General features: G+C 33.8%; 20 protein-coding genes and 1 other RNA gene. 15 read left to right on the top strand and 6 right to left on the bottom strand.

What is annotated here, in order from left to right; genetic code table 11:
• The first annotated feature begins 94 nt into the window (after positions 1-94).
• The 8 genes from AWV75_RS14015 to AWV75_RS14050 all read left to right on the top strand — a co-directional run bounded on the left by AWV75_RS14015 (position 95) and on the right by AWV75_RS14050 (position 9445).
• Entirely contained in the window at positions 95-736 is a 642-nt protein-coding gene (locus AWV75_RS14015; protein ID WP_060874966.1) for a helix-turn-helix domain-containing protein, read from the top strand.
• Between the two features lie 536 nt (positions 737-1272).
• Positions 1273-2517 (top strand): hypothetical protein, encoded by a 1245-nt coding sequence (locus tag AWV75_RS14020; RefSeq protein ID WP_060874967.1) that lies wholly within the window; start codon positions 1273-1275, stop codon positions 2515-2517.
• A gap of 113 nt (positions 2518-2630) precedes the next feature.
• On the top strand, positions 2631-3275 hold the full coding sequence (locus AWV75_RS14025; RefSeq protein ID WP_060874968.1) for a helix-turn-helix domain-containing protein: 645 nt from the start codon (positions 2631-2633) through the stop codon (positions 3273-3275).
• 99 nt (positions 3276-3374) lie between these two features.
• Positions 3375-4496, top strand: coding sequence for a hypothetical protein (locus tag AWV75_RS14030; protein ID WP_060874969.1), 1122 nt, complete (start codon positions 3375-3377; stop codon positions 4494-4496).
• A gap of 12 nt (positions 4497-4508) precedes the next feature.
• Complete coding sequence (locus tag AWV75_RS14035; protein ID WP_060874970.1) at positions 4509-5648, top strand: hypothetical protein; 1140 nt, start codon at positions 4509-4511, stop codon at positions 5646-5648.
• A 115-nt stretch (positions 5649-5763) separates the two neighbouring features.
• Positions 5764-7056, top strand: a complete 1293-nt coding sequence (locus tag AWV75_RS14040; RefSeq protein ID WP_060874971.1) for a gliding motility-associated C-terminal domain-containing protein — start codon at positions 5764-5766, stop codon at positions 7054-7056.
• Between the two features lie 299 nt (positions 7057-7355).
• Complete coding sequence (gene trxB / locus AWV75_RS14045; protein WP_060874972.1) at positions 7356-8300, top strand: thioredoxin-disulfide reductase; 945 nt, start codon at positions 7356-7358, stop codon at positions 8298-8300.
• A 182-nt stretch (positions 8301-8482) separates the two neighbouring features.
• The gene (locus AWV75_RS14050; RefSeq protein ID WP_060874973.1) at positions 8483-9445 is read left to right on the top strand and encodes an ABC transporter ATP-binding protein; all 963 of its coding nucleotides are present in this window, start codon (positions 8483-8485) and stop codon (positions 9443-9445) included.
• Between the two features lie 89 nt (positions 9446-9534).
• On the opposite strand, the gene AWV75_RS14055 is transcribed toward AWV75_RS14050, so the two are convergent.
• Both AWV75_RS14055 and aroQ read right to left on the bottom strand, forming a co-directional pair.
• On the bottom strand, positions 9535-12015 hold the full coding sequence (locus tag AWV75_RS14055) for a DUF5686 family protein (protein ID WP_060874974.1): 2481 nt from the start codon (positions 12013-12015) through the stop codon (positions 9535-9537).
• Positions 12015-12431, bottom strand: a complete 417-nt coding sequence (gene aroQ / locus AWV75_RS14060) for a type II 3-dehydroquinate dehydratase (RefSeq protein WP_060874975.1) — start codon at positions 12429-12431, stop codon at positions 12015-12017. The genes AWV75_RS14055 and aroQ overlap by 1 nt, the downstream gene beginning before the upstream one ends.
• Positions 12432-12760: 329 nt before the next feature.
• Between aroQ and AWV75_RS14065 the strand changes: the two genes are divergently transcribed.
• Complete coding sequence (locus AWV75_RS14065; protein ID WP_060874996.1) at positions 12761-13402, top strand: outer membrane beta-barrel protein; 642 nt, start codon at positions 12761-12763, stop codon at positions 13400-13402.
• An 88-nt stretch (positions 13403-13490) separates the two neighbouring features.
• Entirely contained in the window at positions 13491-14402 is a 912-nt protein-coding gene (gene xerD, locus AWV75_RS14070) for a site-specific tyrosine recombinase XerD (RefSeq protein ID WP_060874976.1), read from the top strand.
• A 115-nt stretch (positions 14403-14517) separates the two neighbouring features.
• Here xerD and rny read toward each other — a convergent pair whose 3' ends face one another.
• The 4 genes from rny to AWV75_RS14090 form a co-directional block, all read right to left on the bottom strand.
• Positions 14518-16080 carry a ribonuclease Y gene (gene rny / locus AWV75_RS14075; RefSeq protein ID WP_060874977.1) on the bottom strand — a complete coding sequence of 521 codons (1563 nt, stop codon included), beginning with the start codon at positions 16078-16080 and terminating at the stop codon, positions 14518-14520.
• 48 nt (positions 16081-16128) lie between these two features.
• A non-coding RNA gene (gene ssrS / locus AWV75_RS14080) (6S RNA) lies at positions 16129-16237 on the bottom strand.
• 64 nt (positions 16238-16301) lie between these two features.
• Complete coding sequence (locus AWV75_RS14085) at positions 16302-16601, bottom strand: cell division protein ZapA (RefSeq protein ID WP_002990886.1); 300 nt, start codon at positions 16599-16601, stop codon at positions 16302-16304.
• A gap of 8 nt (positions 16602-16609) precedes the next feature.
• Positions 16610-16900 (bottom strand): hypothetical protein, encoded by a 291-nt coding sequence (locus tag AWV75_RS14090; RefSeq protein ID WP_060874978.1) that lies wholly within the window; start codon positions 16898-16900, stop codon positions 16610-16612.
• Positions 16901-17440: 540 nt separating this feature from the next.
• Here AWV75_RS14090 and AWV75_RS14095 point away from each other — a divergent pair.
• From AWV75_RS14095 to AWV75_RS14115, 5 genes are all read left to right on the top strand, one after another.
• Positions 17441-19147 (top strand): M23 family metallopeptidase, encoded by a 1707-nt coding sequence (locus tag AWV75_RS14095; protein ID WP_060874979.1) that lies wholly within the window; start codon positions 17441-17443, stop codon positions 19145-19147.
• A gap of 3 nt (positions 19148-19150) precedes the next feature.
• Positions 19151-21667 (top strand): TonB-dependent receptor plug domain-containing protein, encoded by a 2517-nt coding sequence (locus AWV75_RS14100; RefSeq protein WP_060874980.1) that lies wholly within the window; start codon positions 19151-19153, stop codon positions 21665-21667.
• A gap of 56 nt (positions 21668-21723) precedes the next feature.
• Positions 21724-22506 carry a hypothetical protein gene (locus AWV75_RS14105; protein ID WP_060874981.1) on the top strand — a complete coding sequence of 261 codons (783 nt, stop codon included), beginning with the start codon at positions 21724-21726 and terminating at the stop codon, positions 22504-22506.
• 958 nt (positions 22507-23464) lie between these two features.
• A complete protein-coding gene (locus tag AWV75_RS14110) occupies positions 23465-24415 on the top strand; it encodes a helix-turn-helix domain-containing protein (RefSeq protein ID WP_060874982.1) in 951 nt (316 codons plus the stop codon).
• 10 nt (positions 24416-24425) lie between these two features.
• Positions 24426-25535, top strand: a complete 1110-nt coding sequence (locus tag AWV75_RS14115) for a helix-turn-helix domain-containing protein (RefSeq protein WP_060874983.1) — start codon at positions 24426-24428, stop codon at positions 25533-25535.
• Positions 25536-25790: the final 255 nt, after the last annotated feature.

Consider the following 25790-nt stretch of genomic DNA (forward strand, 5'->3'; position numbering starts at 1 on the left):
TGCAGGCAAACCCAATACGATGTACAGCAGTATGTTAAGAAACATCCATCATTCATCATGTGTTTGCTTATCAACCTTAAATCTACAGTATACTATGAAGGAAGAAATTATACAAAAACGAGAAGGAATTATCTCTTCGACAGAAGTCTTAACTAGATTAAAAATTTTATTAGGAGTGCGATCAGCTAAAGAATTAGCACATATCTTTAATTTGAAACCCAACACAATTTCTTCTTGGAAAAAGAGAAATACGTTGTGTTATGCTAAGGTAATTGAAATCTGTAATAAACATGAAATTGATCTCAATGAATTGTTTTATGCTGCATATCAGAATATTGCAATCAATAAAAGTTATGCTCAAGTGCCAATTATCTATTTAGATGATTATTTGGAGTATTATTTGAAATCACATGTGAAGCACAAGAAAATGAAGCAGATATACTTACCTAAAAATGTCAGTTTTGATATTGTTATTCAGATGTATATCAATTCAACAGAACGAATGCAAGCAGAACTGATGTATGTGTTTTGTAAGATGGTAGATGTAGCTAATTTAGTGGTTGGCGAAGATTATATTCTGTTAGTTAAAAATAAAGGTTTTCAGAAATACAGTGTGATTGCTTACGATGTAGAAGGGCAAAGGTTACAATTATGTCGCGATATGAATGAAAAGATGTGGTTAAATACGAAAGAAGTATCGGAGTGTTTTCAATGTATGAATAGTATGCCTTGTTAAAGTGAAAAAGAAGAACATAGTTCTTCTTTTTTTTTGTTTCAATCAAAAGGATAAAGCAGTATAATCCCATCAAAGAGGAGAAAGAAATGAAGGTCTCAGTAAGGTAGATAGGGCGTTTGAGAAACAGCATATAGACTGAATTTGTTCTCGTTTTTTACTTCTTTTTACTGGTGTTTTTAAATAGCCTTAGTATAAGTGCTTTAAATTCATGGCTAAAGCCTGAGGTTGCCTTAGGAAAAAGAAACTACAGTTACACTTTTTGCAAATTTACAGTCCATTTTTTTAAAAAAAATAGTTTTCTATTCCTTAATTAAAGCAGAATTTAAAGCAAGGTAGATTGAAAGTACAGCTCATTATTTTGTTGAAAATGAATAGTTTGTTTGAATTTTTTAGCGGTTAGGGTGTTGTTTTTACAAAAAGTAAAAAGATATATTCAAATTTACTTTGATGTTTTTACACTTTCGTTAATTTTTTTTGAGTAGTGGTGATTTCTTTGCCTTAGAAAAAGAAAGAAACAAAAACAGAAATTTAAATATATGAAGAGAATTATCTTTTTTGCCTTTTTATTGGGCACGGGGTTTGTAACCAGAGCACAGGTTGGTATTGGTACGCCAACACCAGCTAATTCAGCAATGTTGGATGTCGAAGCAGCTGATAAAGGGATTCTAATTCCAAGAGTGAAGTTAACTACAACAGGAGTGTTTGCTCCTATTGAGGGAACTAAAACAGAAAGTTTACTTGTATACAATGTTGGGGCAACTTTGCCTACAGGGTTTTATTTCTGGAAAGGAGAAAAATGGAATCAAATTATTGATCAAGAAAACTTAGAACTTTCGATTAATACTATTATTAATGGGGGGAGCGGAAGCGATTTAGGGGAGATAAAAAGAGTGGTAGATGTCCTGGTTCCTACTAACCCGAAGAGTAGCGATAAAACGTTGAGCCAGGCTGCCCTCGTTATTGATCCAGCAGATAGTAAAATATACAGCATTAGCTATGATGTTGCCACGGATAAGTATATCCGTACGGAAGTGCAGTTGCAAGAAAGTGTGAAAGAATTTGAAACCCGTACGTTCTTTAAAAAAGCTAAAATTACAGCGGATGGACAAATACCAACTTTTACTGAAACGACTGAGGTGCCTGATTTTTCAACTGCAAAAAAGGGAGAAGTCTACTACCAATATTTAGGAGAGGATAATCGCATTGATTATTTAAATCTTACAGCAGATGTTACCAACATTATTGAGAATAATGAGCACATTAAAAATGAAATCACGAATATTTTAAATCAAGGGGGAAATGTTTATTTCACTAAGGATGCTATTGGTAATATTCCTGCCAATAGTGTGTATTATGTTGACTCAGAAACAAATGAAAAAACAGTAATAGACTTAACAGAAACAGTGATAAACTCTATTATAGAGAATACTCAAATTATTAAAGAAGAAATAGGGAATAAAATTACAACGAATGAAGTGATAAAGACAGGGCATACGGTAGATGGCGATGCTGTATTTATCTATAAAACATCGATTGCAATCACAGGAGCAAAAGCAAGTAGAGTCAATATTGATGAAAAATTACCTCAGGAATCAAGAAATATAGACCGTATTTTAAATATTCAAGTATTTAAAGGAAAGGAACTTATTACGAGTGCTGTAACAGATGTAGCGATACACAATACCAAGACAAAAGTCGATTTCAATTTAGGAAGTGGAAAAATGTATACACCTGTAACAAATGGGGATTATGAAGTAATCTTAGAATTTACTGCAAAATAGCTATTTGTTTTATTCAGGTGAGGAAAACCAAAACCTTGCCTGAATACTTTATCATATCTAAAAACCAATAGATTACTGAAAATAAAAAGGAGAAAGTGTAACGATATAGAACTATGATAAACAGTGATTTTTTACAAAACCCTCGCGCCATTCATTCCTCAAAAGAAATCTTAACCAAGTTAAAAGTAGTGTTAGGAGTGAAATCAGCAAAAGAGTTAGCAGCTATTTTTAACGTAAAACCCAATACAATTTCCTCTTGGAAAAAAAGAAATACATTGTGTTATGTTAAATTAATCGAAGTATGTAATCGATATGAAATAGATTTAAACGAATTATTTCTTGTCAATTATCAGAATAAAACCATAGAAAAAAGCTACATCAAGCGACCAATTATTTACATCGATGATTATTTGGAATACTATTTGAGTATAGAGGGAAAACATCAAAAACTCAAACAAATTTATTTCCCTAAACAGGTTTGCTTTGATATCATTATTCAGCTGTATGCAAAAATACAAGCGAATAAGGAATCTTACTTGGTTTATGTCTTTTGTAAAAAAGTTGATTTTGCCGCTGTTAAAATAGCAAGTAATTATGTGCTATTGCTGGCTGGTAAAGGTTTTCAAACCTACAAAATAGTAGAAGTTAATCAACAAGAAAAAGTGCTTTATCTACAGAAAGATACAGACGAAATCATGGTAGTCAAAGCGCAAGAGATCCTCGAAATTTTCGAATGGATCAAGTATTTACCTTGTTAGAGTTATAATGGTATAGGAATTGAGTAAAGGTGTTTTTGCTAACGTTGATATGAGATTCATCAAGTAAAAAAACTTTATAAAATAAGAACAGTAAAAGCTATGGAACTATTGAAGTATATTTTAATTTCCATTCCTATGATTTCATCTATGACATGTGGAATTATTCTAATGGTTGTTTTTTACAAAAACCTTTCTGTTACAGAAGTACCAATTTTAAGAACATTAGGTGGGTATTATTTCGCATTAATTGCGTTGTGGATTATTGATAATCTTACACAAAAATTAGTAGGTAGCCGCATTTTTTTGCTTCCTGTTTTGTCGTTGTTTATCGCCTTGTCCCAAGTGTGTTTTTATCATTTTATCTGTTATATCATTCCTGTAAAAAAGAAGTTCAATTTCTTGCAGTATGAAATGATTTTTGGTGTATTTATTTTGTTGTATGCCTTTATTTATGCCTTGTTTCAAACGAAAGGGTTTCAACAGTTAGATGCTAAAGTATTGTGTGTAAAATACTTAAGCATTTACATCACCTTAATTACAGGAGTTTATACCATCTTGTGCTGGAGGAGAGTATATCAATATCATCAGACAAAAAATAAGCGAAAAATTCAAATTAAAAGGTTGAATTGGATTCATTTGCTTTTGGTGCTAAAATCAATATTTACACTGCTATTTAGTTTGAGGAATTACAGCGTGATTGTACAAGCAATAACCGTATTTGTTCTTTCTTTTCAACATATCATATTGACATTTAATATGCTATTAGAGAAGAATAGAGTGAAAATTCCAATTGCTTATAAAACAAATGTCATGTTGTCTTCTGGACAAATTGTAGCTGTAGATCAAATGGGTACACTGACTAATGATGTGTTAGAATCCTCTTTTATCAATTCTAATACACGAACGGAAAACCTATTAACCCAAAGCGATATTGTCAACTACTTTACCAAGGATAAACCTTACAGGAAGAAAGATTTTCGCCTCGATACCTTAGTGAACCATTTTGGTGTAAATAGAACCTACGTATCTAAGTTTATCAATGTAACCTACAATTGCAATGTCAGTCAGTTTATCAACTGTTGGCGATTGAAAGAAGTAGATCATCTACAAGCAACAAACAAAGAAAATAATATGGAGGATTTAGTCGTTCAGGCAGGGTTCTCAGATTATCGACACTATTTACGAGCTGTACACAGTGCAGAAAAACGTCAACAGAATTAATAGAGGGAATATATGGATCATGAATATCTTTTTTTAGGAGTTTCTTTCTCCTCTTCAATATTTTCTGCTCTTTTTTGTTTTGCACTATTAGCACTTAAACTAGTAGAAGATGTGACAGAACCTTTAGTGAAAACAACAACCTTTGTTTTGTTGTTATTCTATCTCGTTTGTATCTTTTTTTATAGTACAACTTTTTTTGAGGTATTTCATTTTTTGGAACTACCCTGTTTGAAAGGAGTTAATTTCTTAACTACTTTGCTGATGCCTACCTTATTCTATCACTTGATTTTTCTCTTGACTAGATTGAAAAAAGAAGAGAATTTTAAGTACGTGCATTATGCAATCAGTTTGTGCTTGAGTGCAGTTTTTTATTTTTATCATGCAACAGGACTTGAACTGAAAATAGAGAGCTTGTATATTGAAAAACATGTTTTTTCTTTTTTGTTATTGAATGAGGATAGCATTATGGCTACTATTTTCAATTTAATCTACTTGCTGTTATCATTACATCGTTTATTAAAATATCGAAAAAATATTGCCAATTATTCTTCTGATGAAGAACGAGATTCGCTGTTTTGGCTCTATCCTATTTTTGTAATTGGATTTTTGTTATTTCCAGGTTCGATTGTACTTTATCTATTTCCTCAAATTCAAAGTAATCTCATCGTTGGAGAGCTAATCCCCAATTTTTTATTCATGTTTTTTAATATTAGTCTCTGCTATAATTTGTTCTGTGAAAATTTTGTTCAGATAACAGAAGACATCCTAGAAGAGAAGAAAAAAAGCAATCAAGAGGAAGATATAAAGATTAAGGAGTTAGCAATTGACAAACAAAAATTTGAAAAGTATATACAAGAAAAGAAGCCTTTTTTAAACCCTCAACTTAAAATTACAGATTTACTAAGTGATTTAATGACGAATAGAAGCTACTTGTCTCAGTTTATTAATGCAACCTACAAGAAGAATTTTTCTCAATACATCAATCAGTGTAGATATGATGAATACCTCAGATTGAAAGCGATGTCAAATATAGAACCCTATACAGAAGAAGATCTTATACTTATAAGTGGCTTTCGAAGTTATGAAAGTTTTAAAAGAACACAGGAAAAAGTTGGTAAGACAAAGTATAAAGAATCAAGTCTTGTTCTGTAATAAAAAGTAAAAGACAACGAGAAAGGCTTGGAATCAGTTGAAATACAAGTAATCATTTTCGTATGATTTTTGTTTGTAAATCATCAAATAAAAAGTAAGATTAATTTATAACACCATGATGGAAAAAAATCGTTTACCTCGTTTGATACTCCTTAGTATAATACTTAGTATACTCCTTAGTACAAATGTAGGAAAAGCTCAAAATAATGTTTTTTATAATAATGGAATATTACAGGTGGAGAGTAAAACTATGCTGAGTTCTTATGCTGACTTTACCAATCAAGCGCAAGGAAAATTGGTGAATGATGGTATGACCTATTATTTTGGGAATTTCACCAATGAAGGGAATTTCACCTATACCAAAACCTTAGCTACAGGGGAAGTAAAATTCGTGGGTACAAAACAACAAAATACCATTATTGCTGGTAATACAACTATAGACCTTCATAAGGTTACCTTTGACCTCAATCAACCCCAATACTATTTTGATCTAAAGGCAAATCTAGATGTTTGGGGAGAAGTTGATTTTAAAGATGGAATCATTAAAGTTGATTCTGCGGTTAATTCAACAACAAAACAACCTGCAGGATTGATCAGTTTTATGCCGAAATCCAAACATAAAAATAGTAGGGATACGAGCTTTATTGATGGCATGGTAGAAAAAGTTGGAGCAGATCCCTTTGTCTTTCCTATAGGAAATAAAGAATACTATAGACCAGCTGGTATAAGTGCACCTCAAAATAGCAAAGATGTTGTTCTGTCTAACTATGTATTTCAGGATTCAACTTTTTTTAAAACACATCAAGCGCACATCCCTGAAATTAAGCAATTAAATACACAAGAATATTGGAAGCTTGAAAAGACTAAAAACAGCCAAACTAGTTTCATGTTGACGTTGAGTTGGGATGAGAGAACGACGTTACCAGATGTACTAAAAAACTCAGAACAGGACTTACATATTGTACATTGGAATTCAGCGAATAAGCAATGGGAAGACCTTGGAGGTATTGTAGATATGGACAATAAAAAAATCACAACTCCTGCCAATATCTCGAATTTGGGTTATTTTACTTTGGCAAGTATGCACGAAAGCCCACCTGTAGAGGAGGAAGATGTCATCATCTATAATTATGTCAATGCAAATGGAGGGAATCAGAATGATTATTTTATCATTAAGAATATCAATCGTTACCCACAAAATTCGGTTCAGATATTCAACCGATGGGGAGCAAAGGTATATGAAACAAAGAATTATGATAGTCAAGATAATGTGTTTAGAGGATGTCAAACCAAAGGAGGAAAACTACCTGCAGGAACGTACTATTATTTAATAACCTATAAAAAAGAAACGAAGAATACTAGTTATACGATTAAGAAAACAGGCTATCTTCATCTAGATAGTAAGTAAAAGAAGAGATAGGAGTGGATTAAAAATAAAATTGCTAGGGCGTTCTTTAGGGGGCGCCTTTTTTTAGCATCATCGTGCAGGTATCATGTATGCTTGCTACACTTAAAGGTTCAAGGTGAGAAATGGCTATAGGATGTTATTAATGGATGAATGAGCTTATTTAGCTATAGAAGAACAAAAAGGGAAAGACCGCTTTGATAGACTTTCTTTATGTTGAAATAAGTTATTTCTTTATAAAAGTACTTTGAAAAGCACGGAAAAAGGGTATTTTTGTTTCTACAATTATTAAAAAGAGTATTATGTCAACGATAGAAAGAACAAAGTGTTTAATTATTGGATCAGGACCTGCAGGATATACCGCTGCAATTTATGCCGCAAGAGCTAATATGGCACCTATTTTATACCAAGGATTACAACCAGGTGGGCAATTAACAACAACAAATGATGTGGAGAATTTCCCTGGTTATCCAGAGGGTGTAACAGGACCTGAAATGATGCTACAATTAGAAGCTCAAGCTAAACGCTTTGGAACAGATGTGAGAGATGGATGGGTTACAAAAGTTGATTTAAGTGGAACGATTAAAAAAGTTTGGGTAAACGAAACAACAGAATTACACGCAGATACTGTAATTATTTCTACTGGTGCAACTGCCAAATACTTAGGATTACCATCAGAACAACATTACTTGAATTTAGGTGGAGGTGTTTCTGCTTGTGCAGTTTGTGATGGTTTCTTTTATAGAAATCAAGAGGTTGTTATTGTAGGAGCTGGGGATTCTGCTTGTGAAGAAGCTCATTACTTATCTAAACTTTGTAAGAAAGTAACGATGCTGGTACGTAGCGATAGCTTTAGAGCGTCTAAAATTATGGAAGATCGTGTACGCAACACAGAAAATATTGAAATCTTAATGAATACAAGTACTGTGGAAGTATTAGGAGATGGAAATGTAGTAACTGGAATCAAAGTGAAAAACAATGAAACAGGAGTGGAATCAGATATCCCAGCTACAGGTTTCTTCGTTGCAATTGGACATAAACCCAATACAGATATCTTCAAAGGGCAATTGACAATGGATGAAACAGGATATTTACTTACAACAGGTAAAACGAGTGCAACCAATATTGAAGGGGTTTTTGCTTGTGGAGATGTGCAAGATAAAGACTACAGACAAGCGATTACTGCTGCTGGATCTGGATGTATCGCTGCCTTAGACGCTGAACGTTACTTAGCGTCTCAAGAATAAGAATAAAGTATAACAAAAGAATCTCCTTGGGTTTATTTCTCTGTTATACCAGTTACATAATAAAGTAAGGATAAGGCTTTTGCGCCTTATCCTTTTTTTTGCGTTATTATTTTTACGCCTTTATTGGAATTTTGTAGAGTCCATCCTAAGATATTTTTATCTTTGTACTTTAAAATCTCGACATGCTTTTATTAAAAAATATTTCGTTTAGTTATACAGCCAATTATACCGTTATAGACGCCATTGATTTAGTTATTGAAAAAGGAAAACACGTAGCACTGCTCGGTGAAAGTGGATGTGGAAAAAGCACACTACTCAAGCTCATCTATGGTTTACACGACTTAGATCAAGGAGAAATATTCTGGAAGGACAATCAAGTTTTAGGACCAGCCTATAATCTTGTCCCTGGGATGGACAATATGCGCTATTTAGCCCAAGATTTTGACTTGATGCCACACACAAGTGTTGCAGAGAATATTGGAAAGTATCTTTCGAATTTTAACTTGGAAAAAAAGAAAGCAAAAATTGCGGAATTATTAGAGTTAATTGAAATGACAGCATTCGCCGATGTGAAAGTGAAACTTTTAAGTGGTGGACAACAACAACGCGTGGCAATTGCTAGAGCCTTAGCAGTAGCTCCTGAAGTGTTGTTGTTAGATGAACCTTTTAGTCATATTGATTACGCGAGAAGAAGTGTATTACGTCGTAAGATTTTTTCGTATTTAAAAGAAAATAACATCACCTGTATTGTTGCTACCCATGATAGTATGGATGTATTGAGTTTTGCAGATGAAACTATCGTGCTCAAAGAAGGTCGAGTAGTGGATTACGGTGATACCCAAGATTTATATGAATACCCTTCAGATAAATACGTAGCCACATTATTTGGCGAAGTCAATGAATTGTATATTTCTGATTTTACTCCCGATACTTTAGAAGACGAAGTACTGCTCATCTATCCGCATCAATTGATGATCTCTAAACAAAAAGGAGTACTAGAAGTGGAAGTACAACAAGCCTATTTTAATGGAGATGGTTATCTTGTATGTGCAAACTTTAAAAATAATAGAACGCTGTATTTTAATCATCCTGTTGATGTACAAGCAGGAACTAAAGTGAAATTGGCTTTAAAAAAGTACCAATAGCTTATTGGAGAAGGGAATAGAGAAGGGAAATTGGAGAGGAGAAAAGGGTAATTTGATTATGTTTTTTATTCTTCTTTTCCCTAAAAAAGTTACTTCTGAATTAAATCTAAAATCTTCACTCCTAGGACAATGCCGTGATTTGTTTTCCTATCAGAAAAGGAGGTAAAATAATCAATTCGAAAAGGTCTAAATTTCTTAAAACCAAAGTTATTCAAACCAATACTAAATTCCTTATAGGTGGGTTGATCCGGAGTTTGAAGTAAGTGGAATCCAACAATAAATGAATATCGCGTTTTGTTTAAAAGCGGTATTTTATTCAGGATATAGCCGCGAAAATCGTGTTCGAGGTGAAATTCAACATAGGACTTATTGGTACTATAGGAATAATAGGGCAGTAAGTTGAATTGTTTATTGTAAATAGGCGTTGAACCAATGAAGGTTTGATTCCCATTAAAATGCTTGTAATCAGTAAAAGGAATCTGATTTTGTTCAAAGAATTGACCCAAGGAGATTCCAGTATATAACTCCCCAATATTGCCTATATTATTCTGATATTTCGTAGCGATAGAACCGAAGGTATAGCTGAAATTTCGATCTGTTGTATTCAATGCTTTTTCTAGGTGAATCTCTAGAATCGGATACTTCGATTGTTGGATATATTGTTTTTTATTGGGATAACTAATAGTCTTTTGATCAAATACCACTTGTACATTGACATGAAGTTTAGCAACCCCATTCGGTTTGAAGGTTGGACTGTCAAAATCAGAAGGATTCAAGGGGTTGTTGGATGTAAAATCTAACGTTGGTACAAAGGGAGGATTTTGAATGTTGTTGTATAAATTATCCCTGTATGCATACTCTAATCGACCATCAACTTTAAACTTAGTCCATACATACTGGCTGTAATTCACTGCAATGAATTTCTTTTGAAAATATTTCGCATAGTTTTTTCCAAACCAAGCGGAAGCAAAAGAGTTAATGGGCTTTTTAATCGGATCATCCTGATTAAATTGCTCAATCGCTTCACCAGCTTCTAATCGAAGGGTACGGTAATCCTGTTGATTGAAAACATGAGAAGCATAACCAGAAAAACGGAACTTATCCTCACTAAAACCATAGCTGACATTAACACCATAAGACGTTGCAGCATTATCAGCACGCAATTTAGTATAATCAATCCCTGAAGTGATATTAAATCCTTGTACAGCATTAAAAGCAAAGGTTGAAAGTAAACCGTGGTAACTATAGGTGCTGTTTTTATACGAGTTGACGTATTTGTAGCCTTTAATTAATTTAAAAATAGTAAAGTTGTTCGTTCGCTTGTCAATAGAATCTAAAATAACTTTGGTGTTATCCGTTAAGAAAATGGACTTCTGATCAAAGTATTTCTTTTCACTTTCAAGTAAATGAAACGGGCGAATAGCAGCTAACTTATCTTCTGCATTGCTATTGTAATTGGCAGTAAAAGTCAAGTACTCATTGGTCTTATTTTCCATTAAATGAGCAGGCTTTTCTGTATAATTTGTAAAACTACTCTCAAATTTACCAATGAAATCGAAAACAATAAATCGACCATCAAAAACTAAGGTTTGAGCAGCTTTCACATAGGCATTTAAGGTAGGAGAGTAGGTATAGGTTTGCTTAATCTGTAAGTTGTTGATATTTTTTGCATTGACATTATTGCCTTGCATTTTTGCATAGAACGATAAAACCTGCCAGTTTTTGCTTGTGAATTCAATATATCCCTCCATAATAGGCTCTCGATCGCGTTTGGGCGTAAAGTACACGCGATAAATAGTATCGTCACCAACTTGCTCTTCCGAAATAATATCAAAGAAATAATACGTATTAGCGTAGGGAAGTAAGGGAGAAACAACATTGATTCGCTTGGAAGTTTCTGAACTGAAAATATTAAAATCGTTATCCGTTCCCGTTAAGAATAAAAGATCTTTTGCATTTCCTCTTTCTTGAAGTGCATGCACCGTTTCCTTGCTGATGATTTTATTGCGATAATCCAAGTCAGAATGAAGTTCGCTGAGGTAAATGAAATTACCCGATTGATCGCTATCAATATCCAAGGCTGGATCCAAATCCTTGCGTTTTTGACCTAAGTAAGAGGAACGCTGTGTATTCAGCTGTAAATCGCCTTTAGCGTAGTATGCTACTTGATAGTTGTTGGTTCGTTCTTTGAAATGTTCATAAACCAATGAAAGCAAATAAGCAGCATATACATCCTGCTGATCCGTATATAAAATATTGTTTTTGTCTAGTGGAGTAAGTGGAATAACCAAAGAATCCGTTTGTTTTTTATATTTGATTCGCTCGTTTTCATAGCCTTCTTTTTGGATGAAAATAGGTTTTTTAGAATCCCAGTTAATGGTGAAAAAGCCAGCCTCATCTGTACGGGTTTGATGAACGGTTCCAGGAATAAAAACCAAACATTGCGCAAGTGGCAGCTGTTGTTCATTGATGATTCTTCCTGTAATTGTTTGTCCATAACACCAATTGCCTAATAGAAAGACTAAAAGGACAATAGAAGAGAAAGCAATTTGTATTATATTTTTATACATTAATCCTGAAAAGCATGAAGGGCTAGGGCATAGCTTTTTAAACCAAATCCAAGGATTACTCCTCGACAGTGTGCTGCTAATTTAGACGTATGACGAAAATCTTCGCGCGCATGTGTATTGGAAATATGTACTTCAATTACTGGAGTATCAATGGACGCAATAGCATCTCCTAAAGCAATAGATGTATGTGTATAGGCGCCTGCATTAAAAACAATACCCGCATAAGTAAAACCAACTTCGTGTAATTTGTCAATCAATGCACCCTCACTATTGGATTGAAAATAATCCAATTCAAGCGTGGGGAACTCTCGCTGTAATTGCTCAAAATAAGTTTCAAAACTCATGTTTCCATAAATAGTAGGCTCTCGTTTACCTAATAAATTTAGATTGGGGCCATTGAGTAGTAGAATTTTCATGCTTTCAATTTAGTGGAACAGTAGAACAAAGATATTTAATATTCAGGTTGATTAAACAAATGAAAGACTAATATTTAGTTAAGCGAGTGATTTAGTTTCCTCTCATTTTCAGGCTCTTAATTTTTTTAACGGCTGTAAAATGTAAAATTCATTGAAATTAACTAAATGTTAACTATTAGTCGTAATGGAATAACTGATTGATTTACAATACCATGTTAATTTTTTAAATTTACAAGGTTTCTTTAATGTTATATTTTTATTAAATAAACGTCTTATTGTGGTAGGATGCCTTAATTTCGTATTCAGTTAATAGAAAAAAATTAATGAATATGAAAAAATTAGTACTATCGTTAGCAGCTGTTGCTGCATTTGGATTCACAGCTAACGCTCAAGAAAAAGAAAAACCAACATTTGGATTCCAAGAAGGAAACGTAATGATCGAAGGTAGTTTTCAAATTTCTGACCGCGTTGTTAAAGATTCAGACTCTGGTGACAAACAAAAAATGACACATTATAAATTTAATCCTAAGATTGGATACTTCTTATCTGATAAAGTAGCTGTTGGAGCTTCTTTAGGATTTGGAAAAGGGTTTTTAGAATCTGATGTGTTAGCAGATGACGTTACTGGAACAACATTATTCGCTGGTGCATTTGCTCGTTACTACTTCTTAGAACTAGGGAACCGTTTCAAAACGTATGCTGAAGTTGGAGTAGGATACCAAGAAAATAAAGTTTCTGATGCTAAATACAAAGAAACAGGAATTGCTGCAGGAATTGATTTAGGATTCAACTATTTCGTTACGGAGAAATTAGCTGTTACTTTTGCTTTAGGTAATGTATTTAGCTATAGCAATTATGATGTAAAAGTGGATGGAGTTAAAGAAGGAAGTATTTCTAACACAGACGCTAACTTAAACGTTTTCAATAACTTCTTTGATAACGCTACATTTGGATTAGTATACAAATTCTAATCGTAGAACGGTAAATAATAGAATACAAGAAAGAGCTTCAGTTTTGAAGCTCTTTTTTTTATCTTTGAATGAAACGAATCAAGAGAAAATGAGTAATAAAATCTGGCAAAATACCCTACAATCCTATATCCATTACCTGAAATTAGAACGGGGGCTAGCAGAAAATTCAATCGAAAGCTATGAGTTGGATTTAATGAAATTTGTTCAGTTTTTGAGCCATAGTGAAATAGAAGTAGCGCCTAAAAACGTTATGCCAGCTCATATTAATGAGTTTGTCTACCAATTGTCTACGGTTTTAGCTCCTACTTCACAAGCGCGTATTATCTCTGGCTTAAAGAGTTTTTTTACTTTTTTATTGGTCGATGGACAAATTGAAAAAGCCCCTACGGATCTCTTAGAAATTCCCAAACTGGGGCGTAAACTACCCGAAGTCTTGGCTATGGAGGAAATTGATGCTATGTTGGCCACCTTAGATCTTTCTACAAACGAAGGGTATCGCAATAAGGTGATGCTTGAGTTACTATATAGCTGTGGATTACGAGTAAGCGAATTAGTCAACCTGCGCTTGAGTGATTTGTTTTTTGAGGAAGGTTTTATTCGTGTAATAGGAAAGGGGAGTAAACATCGCTTTGTCCCCATAGATCCAGATACGATGCAACTCATTACGATGTATAAGCAAACGATTAGAAACCACATGCAGGTCAAAAAAGAAGATACAGATATTGTATTCTTAAATCGAAGAGGAGCAAGACTAACGAGAGCTATGATCTTTACCATTGTCAAGCAAGCTGCTCAAGAAGCAAATATTCAAAAGAATGTTAGTCCGCATAGTTTTAGACATTCATTCGCAACGTATTTGTTGGAAAATGGAGCGGATATTCGAATGATTCAGCTAATGTTAGGGCATGAATCAATTCTAACCACGGAAATCTATACGCATATTAGTAGAGAGAAGCTAAAAGGGGTGATGGATACCTATCATCCTAGAAGTAGGCAGTAAGTTAATGGAAATGAGAAAAGAGAAGAATTTTTTTATAATCGAATATTTTCCAAAAATCAAAACAGCAAAGGAACAAAATAAAAAAGGCGAAAGATTATCTTTCGCCTTTTTAGTATTATTTCGCTATGTTAATAGCTCTTGTTTCTCTAATAACGGTAATCTTCACTTGACCAGGGTAAGTCATTTCGGTTTGAATTTTTTGTGAAATATCAAAAGACAAGGTTGCTGCCATTTCATCTGATACTTTTTCACTCTCCACAATTACACGTAATTCTCTACCTGCTTGAATAGCGTAAGAATTTTTCACTCCTCCAAACTCATTTGCAATACCTTCTAAGTCTTTTAAACGTTGAATATAAGAATCCAATACTTGTCTTCTTGCTCCAGGTCTTGCTCCAGAGATAGCATCACAAACTTGAATGATTGGCGCAATTAAAGTCGTCATTTCAATTTCATCGTGGTGTGCTCCAATGGCATTACAAACTTCTGGTTTCTCACCAAATTTCTCAGCCCATTGCATCCCCAAGATTGCGTGTGGTAATTCGCTCTCTGTTTCCGGTACTTTACCAATATCGTGAAGTAATCCTGCACGTTTTGCTAGTTTTACGTTCAATCCTAATTCAGCAGCCATTAAACCACATAATTTAGCAACTTCACGAGAGTGTTGTAATAAGTTTTGACCGTAAGACGATCTATATTTCATACGTCCAACGATTTTAATCAATTCTGGGTGTAACCCGTGAATTCCTAAATCGATCACCGTTCTTTTTCCAATTTCAATGATTTCCTCCTCAATTTGTTTGGTTGTTTTTGCTACAACTTCTTCAATACGAGCAGGGTGAATACGTCCGTCTGTTACTAAACGGTGTAGCGATAATCTCGCAATTTCACGTCTTACTGGATCAAAACAAGAAAGGATAATCGCTTCTGGTGTATCATCTACAATAATTTCAACCCCAGTAGCTGCTTCAATCGCTCTAATGTTTCGCCCTTCACGACCAATAATTCTACCTTTTACATCATCTGATTCAATATTGAATACCGATACACAGTTTTCTACTGCTTCTTCTGTACCTACACGTTGAATCGTATTGATAATAATCTTTTTCGCTTCTTGTTGTGCCGTTAATTTCGCTTCTTCAATCGTATCTTGAATATACGACATAGCGTCTGCTTTTGCTTCTGTTTTTAAGCTTTCAATGATTTGATTCTTCGCTTCTTCAGCTGTTAAACCAGAGATAATTTCTAATTGCTCAACCTGTGTACGGTGTAAGCGTTCAACTTCTTCTTGTTTTTTCTCTATATGTTCAAGCTTAACGTCGTAATCTTTAATGATTTTTTCGCTTTCTTCTGCTGCTTTCTTCGCTTTTGATAGTTCATTAGAAATCTGAGATTCTTTATCTCTTGTTCTCTTTTCTGCCTCAGCCATCTTCTTATCGCGTGCTAAAATAACTTGCTCATGCTCTGCTTTTAGCTCAATAAATTTTTCTTTTGCCTGAAGAATTTTCTCCTTTTTAATAGATTCTCCTTCTGTTTTTGCATCGCGTATAATTGTCTTAGCTTCATTATTAGCGTTTTGTAAAACAGATGAAGCATGGTTTTTTTCTAGGTATTTTGCGATAGCAAAACCTATGCTTCCACCTACCAAAACTCCTCCAACAATAAATAGTATATCCATATGTGTGTTATAATTATATAAAAAAAGCCCACATCAGTAGAGTTGCATAAACTCTGATTTAAACAAGTTTTGGGTTAGCTTGCTGTTCAAGGATCTGCATAAATGCAGCATGCTTTAGTAGCAATGATTCACCCATTTTAATTTGTTAGTGTTGAGTTTATCAAAACGGTTTACTAATGTGAGCAGTATCTTTTTTAGTTTTTCCTTTAAATAAGAACGTGTTATTTAGAAAGAATACGATCTAAAGCTTCATCTAATCGAACCAAGCGATCAACGGCTTTGTTGTAATTCTCAGACTTGTCAATCGTCTTCTGTTCTGTCTGTGAAGCTAATTGTAAAGCACACATCGCCAGAACATCTTGCTTATCTCTTACCGCATAGCTCTCCTCAAACTGATTAATCATGATATCAATCTTTTTTGATGCTGAACGCAATGCCTCTTCTTGTGCATACGTTACCGTTAACGGATATACGCGATCAGCTATCGATATCTTGATTTTTAGTTGTTCATTTTGACTCATAGCTAGCTTTATTTACTGAGTTGAGCGATACAATTGTCAATCTCTCTTATCAATGAATTTATCTTGAGTTTCGTATCTTTTCTTCCTTCGTCACTGCCCAATAGTGAATTGGCTAATTGCAGAGATTCATATTTTTTATAAATATCATCTAATTGATGCTCATTTTGCTGAATTTCTTGTTGTGCCTCAATTAAATGTTCTTTAAGCTTATTGTTCTCCGCTTCCAATTGATCTAATCGTTGTACAAGTTTCGCAAACTTTACTTCCAATGCATTAATTATGTCCGTTAGTTCACTCATGTCACAAAATATATTCACTATTCTTTTACAAAGTTACAATTAGTATTTAGATTTTAAAATATTTTCTGTGAAAAGTTCGAGTGAATGGATAGGAAATTGTTTAATAACTAACTAATGAAAGCATTATCTGTTTTTTGAATGGAAATTAGTAAGAATCACAACTTTAATTTATGATATAGTCATAAGGTTTACGTTTAAAATACAAAATGCCTCTTTTTTCTCCTCCTGATTGGGGTATTTTGCTCTATCTCTTCTTCTTTCAATCGCCTGTTATACAGCTTTGAGAAAAAGACCATTTTGTGAACGAAATTCAAGCTAAACTCAACCGAGATTCGAGCCAAATATTCTCTTGTTTTCAGTGGCAATTAAAGGTGAAATGAGACGGTGAAAAAAAGATGGGGTACAAAATGTCGAAATAATTGGAGTTTTGTACAAAATAGAAAGGACTATTTTACAGCTTGTATACCTCAAGACTATTATTTGTAGAAAAGGGTTCGCCAATTTTAGATTATTCTTTATTTTAGCAATAAATTATAAAATATGAAAAAGAGTTTAACTGGTTTTTTCGTTTGCTCTGCCTTGTTTGCTTTTGGACAATCTCAATCAATAGAATTTGCTAATCCCTTAAATATTCCCATTAATGCTTCTGGTAATTTTGGAGAATTAAGAGGAAGTCATTTTCATTCTGGATTGGATATTAAAACGCAACAGCGCATTGGATTGCCCATTTATGCCCCTGCGGATGGATATGTTTCTCGAATTAAAGTCTCAACCTGGGGATATGGAAAAGCCCTGTATATTGATCATCCTAATGGAATAACAACAGTGTATGGTCATTTAAACGGTTATGAAGGTGCAATTGCCAAGCGTGTATTTGATACTCATTATAAACAACGGGTGTTCGAAATAGAAATCTTTCCAAAACGCAATGAAATTCCAGTAAAAAAAGGAGATATTATTGCCTATACAGGGAATACCGGTGGTTCTGGTGGGCCTCATTTACACTATGAATTTCGCGATACGAGTACCCAAGCCATCATCAATCCTTTGAGTAAGGGAATGAAAGAGATGCTCATCGATACCGAAGCTCCAACAGTGAATTCCATTTACGCGTATCCTATTTCGTTGGATGCAGTTATTAATAAGAATATTAGCCCAATTCAACTGTCGTATAAAATGCGAAATGGAATGCTGATGGCAGATCCTATTACAGCCAAAGGGAAAATTAGTTTTGGTATTGATATGCATGATACCGCTAATAATAATTCAAATAAGAATGGCGTTTATAAGCTGGAAACTTTCATTAACGGTACACCGAGTTTCAGCTATCAGTTTGATACATTTACGTTTAGTGAAACTGGATTTGTTCATGCTCTATTGGATTATGGGCGGGTAAAACGAACCAAAGCCAAGGTACAAAAAATGTTTGTTGAAATTCCTTATCCTTTATCTATATTAAAAGTAGACAAAGGAAATCAAGGTGTTTTAACTGTAAAACCAGGGGAGAGTTACACCTATAAAATAGTAGCTTCTGATTATCACGGCAATCAAACAACTATTGAAATTCCAGTTACCTATGCGGATGATTTTGTAGCTCGTGTGGATAGTATGGATGTAACGGAAGGGGATCGCTATGATATTATTTCGACGAAAGAATTCATTTTTCAAAAAGATTTCGCAAGTGTAAGCATTCCAGCCAATACATTTTACCAGGATTTTAAATTTGTCTTTAATGCTAAAGATAAAGTAGTCACCTTGCACAGAGATGTTGTGGCGGGCTTTAAAAATATGACATTGACCGTTGATATGAGTAATTTTGGATTGACTGATGCAGAATTGGAAAAAGCTTATTTAGCTCAACTTGGTCCTAATGGAAGTAAATCTTATGTGAAGACACATAAAAAAGGCAAGTTGTGGACTATTTATACCAAAAAACTAGGAGATTATTCATACGGTATTGATACTACACCACCTAAGATTTATCAACCGAGTTTCAAAGAAGGGGATTGGTTGAGTAATGCCCAAGAGATTTCTTTCTTAATCCAAGATGTGGATACGGGGATTAATACCATAGAAGGAAGTATCAATGGAAAATGGATCTTGTTGGATTACGATTATAAAACAAAAAAAATAGTACATTTATTCAGCGATGGCGTTGTGACTTCTGGACGCAATGACGTCGTGATTAAAGTGACGGATAACATGAATAACGAAGCAACTTATACCACACATTTTTTTAGAAAATAGCAGATGATACAGCGATTGGGAATTACAATACTTGTTTTTTTAGTAAGCGTATGCCTATATGCTCAAGAATTTGTTGTGTTGAAAGGCAAGGTTGTGGATAGCAACAATAAGAAGGGGATTCCCAATATAATGATTACGGTTTACCATGGTAAACACGTAGACGAACACGCTGTGTTAGGAATGGCAATCACAGATGAAAAAGGAAAATTTCATTTGGAGTTTCCTCAAGTAGAGGAGGTCTATGTGGATTTGCCAAGTTCACTACAATGTCAACAAGGAAAACAAATAGATTTTACCAATAAGAAAGTAAGTTCGGTTGTATTTGATTGTATTGCACCATCCAATGAAAGAAGTGAAAAAACAATTCAAGTACTGAAAGAAGAGGCAAAAGAACAAAAGCAAGTGTTGGATAATATTACGATTGTAACACCTAAAGGAGGTTTTGAACGAGATCTCTCCAGTGTAAATCTGTCGGATATTACCCCTGCTGTAGCTACCAGTAACCGGTTAGAAACGGTATTAACCACCTTGTCAGGAGTGAATTCCAATAATGAATTAAGTAGTCAGTATACGGTGCGAGGGGGGAGTTTTGATGAGAATCTAATTTACGTGAATGGCGTAGAGATGTATCGTCCTTTTTTAGTGCGTTCTGGTAAACAAGAAGGATTGAGCTTTATCAATCCGACCATGGTAGAAGATATTTCGTTTTCAGCTGGTGGATTTAAAGCGAGATATGGCGATAAGATGTCCTCCGTTTTGGATATTACCTATCGCAAGCCTACAGCGAATAAAGCGTATTTGCAAGCAAGTTTTTTAGGTGCAGGGGCTACAGTGGATTTAGTTTCTAAAGACAAGGCGTTAACTGCTATGCTAGGCATGCGTTATCACAACAATCGCTTGTTGATGAATCGAAAAGATGATGATGGATATTATCGACCTTCTTTTATGGATGCACAAACCCTTGTAAATTATAAATTGGATGACCAATGGAATTTTAGTTTTTTAGGGAATATTACAGGAAATCACTATAAATATGAGCCAAATCGAGCAGATGTGTCTTTTGGAGCTTATAACCAGGTGTCTAATGTAACGGTGTTGTACGATGGAAAAGAAGAAGATAAATACAGTTCATTATTTGGGGCCTTTACGTCCACCTACGCTTGGAATACTAGCAATAAAATAGAGGCAATTATTTCAGCTTATCACACCCAAGAAAAAGAATATTATGATATAGAGGCTTCTTATTTACTAGTTGATCAACAAGAGGCAGATTCGGATCCTCTTTTTGGATCAGATATTGAACGGCCTGCCCCAATCAGGAAAGGAGTCGCTTCTCAGCTTTCTCATGCTCGAAATAACTATGATGCATTGGCGGTGAGTATGGAAGTAAAAGGGAAACATTTGTTACAAGATGCTGATGCTTCGCTACAGTGGGGAGTGAAATATACCAGAGAAAATATCAAAGATCGCTTGTCAGAATGGGAATTGATGGATTCTTTGGGGTATATTCTGCCTACTCTACATCCGTATTCAACGCTACATACACAACACAACGTAGATATCAATCGATTTATGGTGTATGGAGAATGGAATAAAGCGATATATACAGATCAAGCAAAAATTACCTTTAATGCGGGTGCTCGTATGCAGTGGTGGAAGATGTCTGAAAGTGATAAAGGAAAAATAGTAGTGAGCCCAAGAGCGCAAATCGCTTTTGAACCTAGTAACTGGGAAAAAGAGATGTTGTTTACACTAGCTATGGGATTATACCAGCAACCCCCATCTTATCGAGAATATAGAGGGTTTGATGGAGAATTAAACCCAGATTTAAAAGCGCAAAAAGCTTGGGTTGTTGTTGTAGGACATAATTATCAATTCAAACTGTGGGAAAGAAATTTCCGCATGCAATCAGAAGTGTATTATAAAAATATACAAGATGCTAATATTTATACGTTAGACAATGTACGTATGCGCTACGTAGCCAATAACGAGGCTAAAGCGTATGTATATGGTGCAGATGTGCGTTTGTATGGTGAATTTATTAATGGTACGGAATCTTGGGTGAGTTTTGGTTATATGAAAACAGAAGAAAATTACCAAGGAAAAGGATATATCGCAAGACCAACCGATCAACGATTGAAGTTTGGGTTGTTGTTCCAAGATTATGTTCCTTCTATTCCCAATCTGAGATTGTACCTGAATGCAGTTTACAATACAGGGTTACCAGGAGGTTCACCAGCCTATGTTGATCCTTATTTATATCAAGGTAGATTGCGCGATTACAAACGAGCAGATATCGGATTTAACTATGTGTTCAAAGATAAAACCATTGGACAAGATAGTAGTTGGCTGCAGGGAATTGACCATTTACAAGTGGGAATAGAGGTGTATAACGTTTTCAATTTTGACAATGCAATTACCAATACCTGGATTAGAGATCTCAGTAGCAATAAAGAGTATGCAATACCAAATTATATGACCAATAGAACATTCAATATTAAAGTCGCTCTAACGTTTTAATTTTTTCGCAGAGCATTTGTAAAAAACGTATCTTTGAATCATCAATAGTGAAAAGAATGAAAACAAAAGTAGGTTTAATAGTAAGTGTTTTTTCCGCTGTGTTGTTTTTTTCTTGTAAAGGACAAGAGGAAAAGCCAAAAGTAATCTATAAAGATGAGGTAGAAACACCAGAACAACAAGAAGCAGTTAAAGAAAAAACAGAAGATATCAGAATTGCTGATTTACCTTTGGTTGTCGGTAGTTCATCCTATTTAATTCACCCCGTTGGAGAAGTAAGGGTATATGCTAGTCCAAGTAAATACGGCACGAGTAAGGTAAATCAATTTTCGTATACTGTTTCCAACTATGTTCCGTTTGAAATTACAGGGTATTTAGAAAACCTGATGTTTCAGCACAAAGACTCTTTGGAGATTAGACCCTTGACAAACAAGAAAATCCAAATTCAATCTGTGGTGTATTTAAATACCATTGCAGAGAAATTGAAAAAAAATATCTTGGTCTATAATGTTTTTGATGCAGATACTAATCGCGATGGTAAAATTGATTCCAATGATATTAAAACCTTGTATATCAGTAAAAGTAGTGGGAGAGAGTTTAAGAAGCTAAGCCCTTATTTACAAGAATTACTCGACTGGACTGTCATTGATGTACAAAATAGATTGTATTTTAGAACAATTGAAGACATTAATAAAAATGGTGCTTTTGACAAGAACGACAACATCAATTATTTCTATATTGATTTGACGGATCCCAAATGGGAAGTTAAAAGTTATGACCCGTTGAATGTAGCGAGCATAGAAGAAGCTACTGAGACACCTCCTGTAGAAGAAGCATTATAAAAATACACCTAAAATGCCCCCAAGATACTAAGTATCTTGGGGGCATTTTTTATTGTAGTAGACGGAAGAAATTTATCCCCTTGTGCAAGGGGATAGAATTATATCGAAAAGAAATGAGCAAATACAATAGGAATATGGAGTAAATCAGAAAATAAGAGGGTAAGCCAGTGGAAATTGGAATCTAGTTAGAATCAAAAGAATGAATAATGTTCTCGTAACGTGAATATTAAGAATTAGAATACTTTTTTAAGTTATAAAAATCGCTAAATAGACGGTAAATAAAATAAAATTAAAATTAATTATACTTCATTATTTTTAACTTTTTTTATTTGTTTTGTTTTTTATTTTGTGAGTAATATTGATGTATTAATTGTTTATTGTGTTTAATTTTGAATTATTTATTATTGTTTTTTGTGTTTTTGTGTGTAAAAATAAATAATTATGTGACTTTTTCTACACTTTGTAGTCTTATAAGTGTACGAAATGAGATTTTCAAATTAGATCTTACTATGCTAGCTTTTTTTCTAGATGAAAGAATAAAAAAAAGAAAGAAGGAAGAGCATAGCTAGAAGGAAATATACAGTTAATCGCGTTAATGGTTGTATTTATTGTATTAAATGGATATAAATTAATATGATAATATGAATTATTTGATGAAATTATTTAATGACTTTGAGTGTTTTGTCTTGAGAAATTAATTATTATAAAAGGTAAAATGCGAATAAGTGCATATTGTGTAAATCTCATTTTGTAATGTTAAAATATATGTTAATCTAAAAAATAAATAATAATTTTGTCACGCTTTAAACGAAAGTGAAAAAAGTAGTAATAGGCGAACATCTATTATCTTAAGTCCCCACTTAATAGAGAATCGTGCCTATATTGCTATGCAGTATTGTCACGACGCAATATGTGAGGGTAGAGGTATTAATATTAATACATCATCACCACTAACATTATGAAACTAATTAAAACATTCGATGGTTTTTTAAGAGGCCATTTTAACTTCGAGAGCATTGTTAAAAGTATTTTAGCGATATCTCTTATTCAGCTCGTTGTGATTTGCTTAGGTGTAAATCTAAACTTTATTCATTTAGCTATTCCGCTATTGTATTTCTTTACTAGAAAAACGGCAAGTCATGTAGAACCGTCAGCCAGTGAATTTGTGCTACATGTTAGCGTGGTTATTCTCGTGATTTTATTGCCGAGTTTATTTCCGTTTCAATACATCGGATCGCTAATTTTTGCTTATGTATTAACGTATTTGATGTTGATATATAAGGAAGTAAAAACCATCAAACCTTCTTCAGCAAATCAGAGTATTTTAGGGTTTATCGGTTTTTTCTGCAATTATTTGATTGCGTGTTTAATCGCTAAAACAATTTTCTTTTTAGTTACTTATATCTATGCTGATTTTGGCGTTGAATATGTATTCTTTCAAACAGGTTTATCGGTTTTAGTTTTGTTGTTTAGTTTATTGAGTTTAGTAAATATCAATGAAGCGAATAAAACAATCCTAAATCAAGTACCTGCTTTTATGGTAAATAAAGCAGAAATCCAATCCTATAGCTATGTAGTGGAGGATAAAGAAAGAACCATTGTTGATTTCTTCGAAACAAGTGACGAATTCCTAGCTAATTCATTCTCTTTGGAAGATTTAGCGGATGCAGTTGGCTTGAGTAAACAAGAAGTTTCAACTGTGATTAATCACCAATTGAACTCTTCTTTTTATCATATGGTTGCGCAATATAGAATCTTACATGCAAAAGAACTGTTGCAAGAGCGCAATAATTTAACCATTGAAGCCATTGTAGAAGAATGTGGTTTTAGTTCGAAATCAACGTTTAATAAATATTTCAAACTTTTTGTTGGAAAAACACCATCGGTATATCGCAGTCAAATAGCTTAGTATTATTAGTATGGAATTTTATTTCAACTTAATTGTATTAACAGCAACAATTATCTTTGGCAGTATTTCATTTATTGTCAATCGAACTTTGACGACGACGACAAAAACGCAAAAAATACTTCATGTTTTTTTGCTGTTTTTTGTTCTGCATATTGTTACCATCTTGTGTTTGAGGTTGGTTGTGCCAGATTATCGATTTCTGAGTTTAGGATTGCCGTTAAATACAGCGTATGCACCTACATTTTATTGTTGTTTGGTTTTGCTTTCAGAAGAAGTGAAACAAACAGCGCATACACAACGATATTCTTTTTTTATCTTACATTTTATTCCAACAATTATATTACTCGCCTTTTATGGGGTCTTTTTGAGTAGACAAGTGGGAATTAATGATGAGGAAGCGTATTTGTATTTGATTGTACTTTATTCTGTTGAAGTACTGCAATATGTTGGATATGCTTTTACAGGTTATTTCAAGATTAATAAATTGATGCTGAATAACAGTATCCGTTTATTGATTCTCCGCGTGATGTGGATCATGATCTTTATGGCCTTAGTTTCCCTAGGTGTTGTTTTTTATAATAACGTTTTGTATTACGATTTATCTGTGACGTATCTCGCTTTATTGTGTTTTTCTGTGGTGATTTTTAATTACTATATGGCGAGGTTGAAATACGTGAAGGTTGTACCTGTATCAGAAGGCGAAGTGGGAGTAGAACCCACAGCTGATGATCAAGCGTTGTTGAAATACGAAAAATCAAAATTAGCGGAGGAGGTTTTACTTGCTTATAAGGTGAAAGTGGAACAAGTACTGCAAGATAAAAAGTCATACCTGAAACTCAACTTTACGTTGGATGATTTAGAACGAGAAAGTAAAATTGCTAAACACCATTTATCGCAGTTCTTTTCTACCATGTATGGGATGAATTTTAATGCCTATGTCAATAAACTACGCGTTGAATATGCAAAGGAATTGCTTGAAAAAAGAAATTTTGATATTTCTGTTTCTGAATTAGGAGATGAATGTGGATTCAATTCTCGTACTTCTTTTTTTAGAGCGTTTAAAAAATATGAAGGAGTCTCACCTTCAGAGTATATTACGAATATTCTTGAGAATCGATAAAACGATTGATTTTTAGCTTTTTTCCTGTTTCTTTGTGTTTTTGTAGCACTAAAGATAATTTGATCTGGAGTATAAAAGCAACAAAACACCAAGCAATAACAGTTTTTCATCTTTACAAAAATCAAAAAAGCAATAACACCTTTACAAAAAAGGTAAAAAAACACCCTCCACAAGTACCCAGCTTCATTTCTCCTCACTATTTCATTTGCATATAAAAAGAGTTGTTTATATTTGTATTAGCATTGAATATTTCAA

The organism is Myroides odoratus (assembly GCF_001549985.1).
GTDB lineage: Bacteria > Bacteroidota > Bacteroidia > Flavobacteriales > Flavobacteriaceae > Flavobacterium > Flavobacterium odoratum_A.

Bases quoted from the DNA above. Each gene is read 5' to 3' on its own strand.
- AWV75_RS14015 (WP_060874966.1), top strand. From the start codon at position 95: ATGAAGGAAGAAATTATACAAAAACGAGAAGGAATTATCTCTTCGACA.
- AWV75_RS14020 (WP_060874967.1), top strand. From the start codon at position 1,273: ATGAAGAGAATTATCTTTTTTGCCTTTTTATTGGGCACGGGGTTTGTA.
- AWV75_RS14025 (WP_060874968.1), top strand. From the start codon at position 2,631: ATGATAAACAGTGATTTTTTACAAAACCCTCGCGCCATTCATTCCTCA.
- AWV75_RS14030 (WP_060874969.1), top strand. From the start codon at position 3,375: ATGGAACTATTGAAGTATATTTTAATTTCCATTCCTATGATTTCATCT.
- AWV75_RS14035 (WP_060874970.1), top strand. From the start codon at position 4,509: ATGGATCATGAATATCTTTTTTTAGGAGTTTCTTTCTCCTCTTCAATA.
- AWV75_RS14040 (WP_060874971.1), top strand. From the start codon at position 5,764: ATGATGGAAAAAAATCGTTTACCTCGTTTGATACTCCTTAGTATAATA.
- trxB (WP_060874972.1), top strand. From the start codon at position 7,356: ATGTCAACGATAGAAAGAACAAAGTGTTTAATTATTGGATCAGGACCT.
- AWV75_RS14050 (WP_060874973.1), top strand. From the start codon at position 8,483: ATGCTTTTATTAAAAAATATTTCGTTTAGTTATACAGCCAATTATACC.
- AWV75_RS14055 (WP_060874974.1), bottom strand. From the start codon at position 12,015: ATGTATAAAAATATAATACAAATTGCTTTCTCTTCTATTGTCCTTTTA.
- aroQ (WP_060874975.1), bottom strand. From the start codon at position 12,431: ATGAAAATTCTACTACTCAATGGCCCCAATCTAAATTTATTAGGTAAA.
- AWV75_RS14065 (WP_060874996.1), top strand. From the start codon at position 12,761: ATGAAAAAATTAGTACTATCGTTAGCAGCTGTTGCTGCATTTGGATTC.
- xerD (WP_060874976.1), top strand. From the start codon at position 13,491: ATGAGTAATAAAATCTGGCAAAATACCCTACAATCCTATATCCATTAC.
- rny (WP_060874977.1), bottom strand. From the start codon at position 16,080: ATGGATATACTATTTATTGTTGGAGGAGTTTTGGTAGGTGGAAGCATA.
- AWV75_RS14085 (WP_002990886.1), bottom strand. From the start codon at position 16,601: ATGAGTCAAAATGAACAACTAAAAATCAAGATATCGATAGCTGATCGC.
- AWV75_RS14090 (WP_060874978.1), bottom strand. From the start codon at position 16,900: ATGAGTGAACTAACGGACATAATTAATGCATTGGAAGTAAAGTTTGCG.
- AWV75_RS14095 (WP_060874979.1), top strand. From the start codon at position 17,441: ATGAAAAAGAGTTTAACTGGTTTTTTCGTTTGCTCTGCCTTGTTTGCT.
- AWV75_RS14100 (WP_060874980.1), top strand. From the start codon at position 19,151: ATGATACAGCGATTGGGAATTACAATACTTGTTTTTTTAGTAAGCGTA.
- AWV75_RS14105 (WP_060874981.1), top strand. From the start codon at position 21,724: ATGAAAACAAAAGTAGGTTTAATAGTAAGTGTTTTTTCCGCTGTGTTG.
- AWV75_RS14110 (WP_060874982.1), top strand. From the start codon at position 23,465: ATGAAACTAATTAAAACATTCGATGGTTTTTTAAGAGGCCATTTTAAC.
- AWV75_RS14115 (WP_060874983.1), top strand. From the start codon at position 24,426: ATGGAATTTTATTTCAACTTAATTGTATTAACAGCAACAATTATCTTT.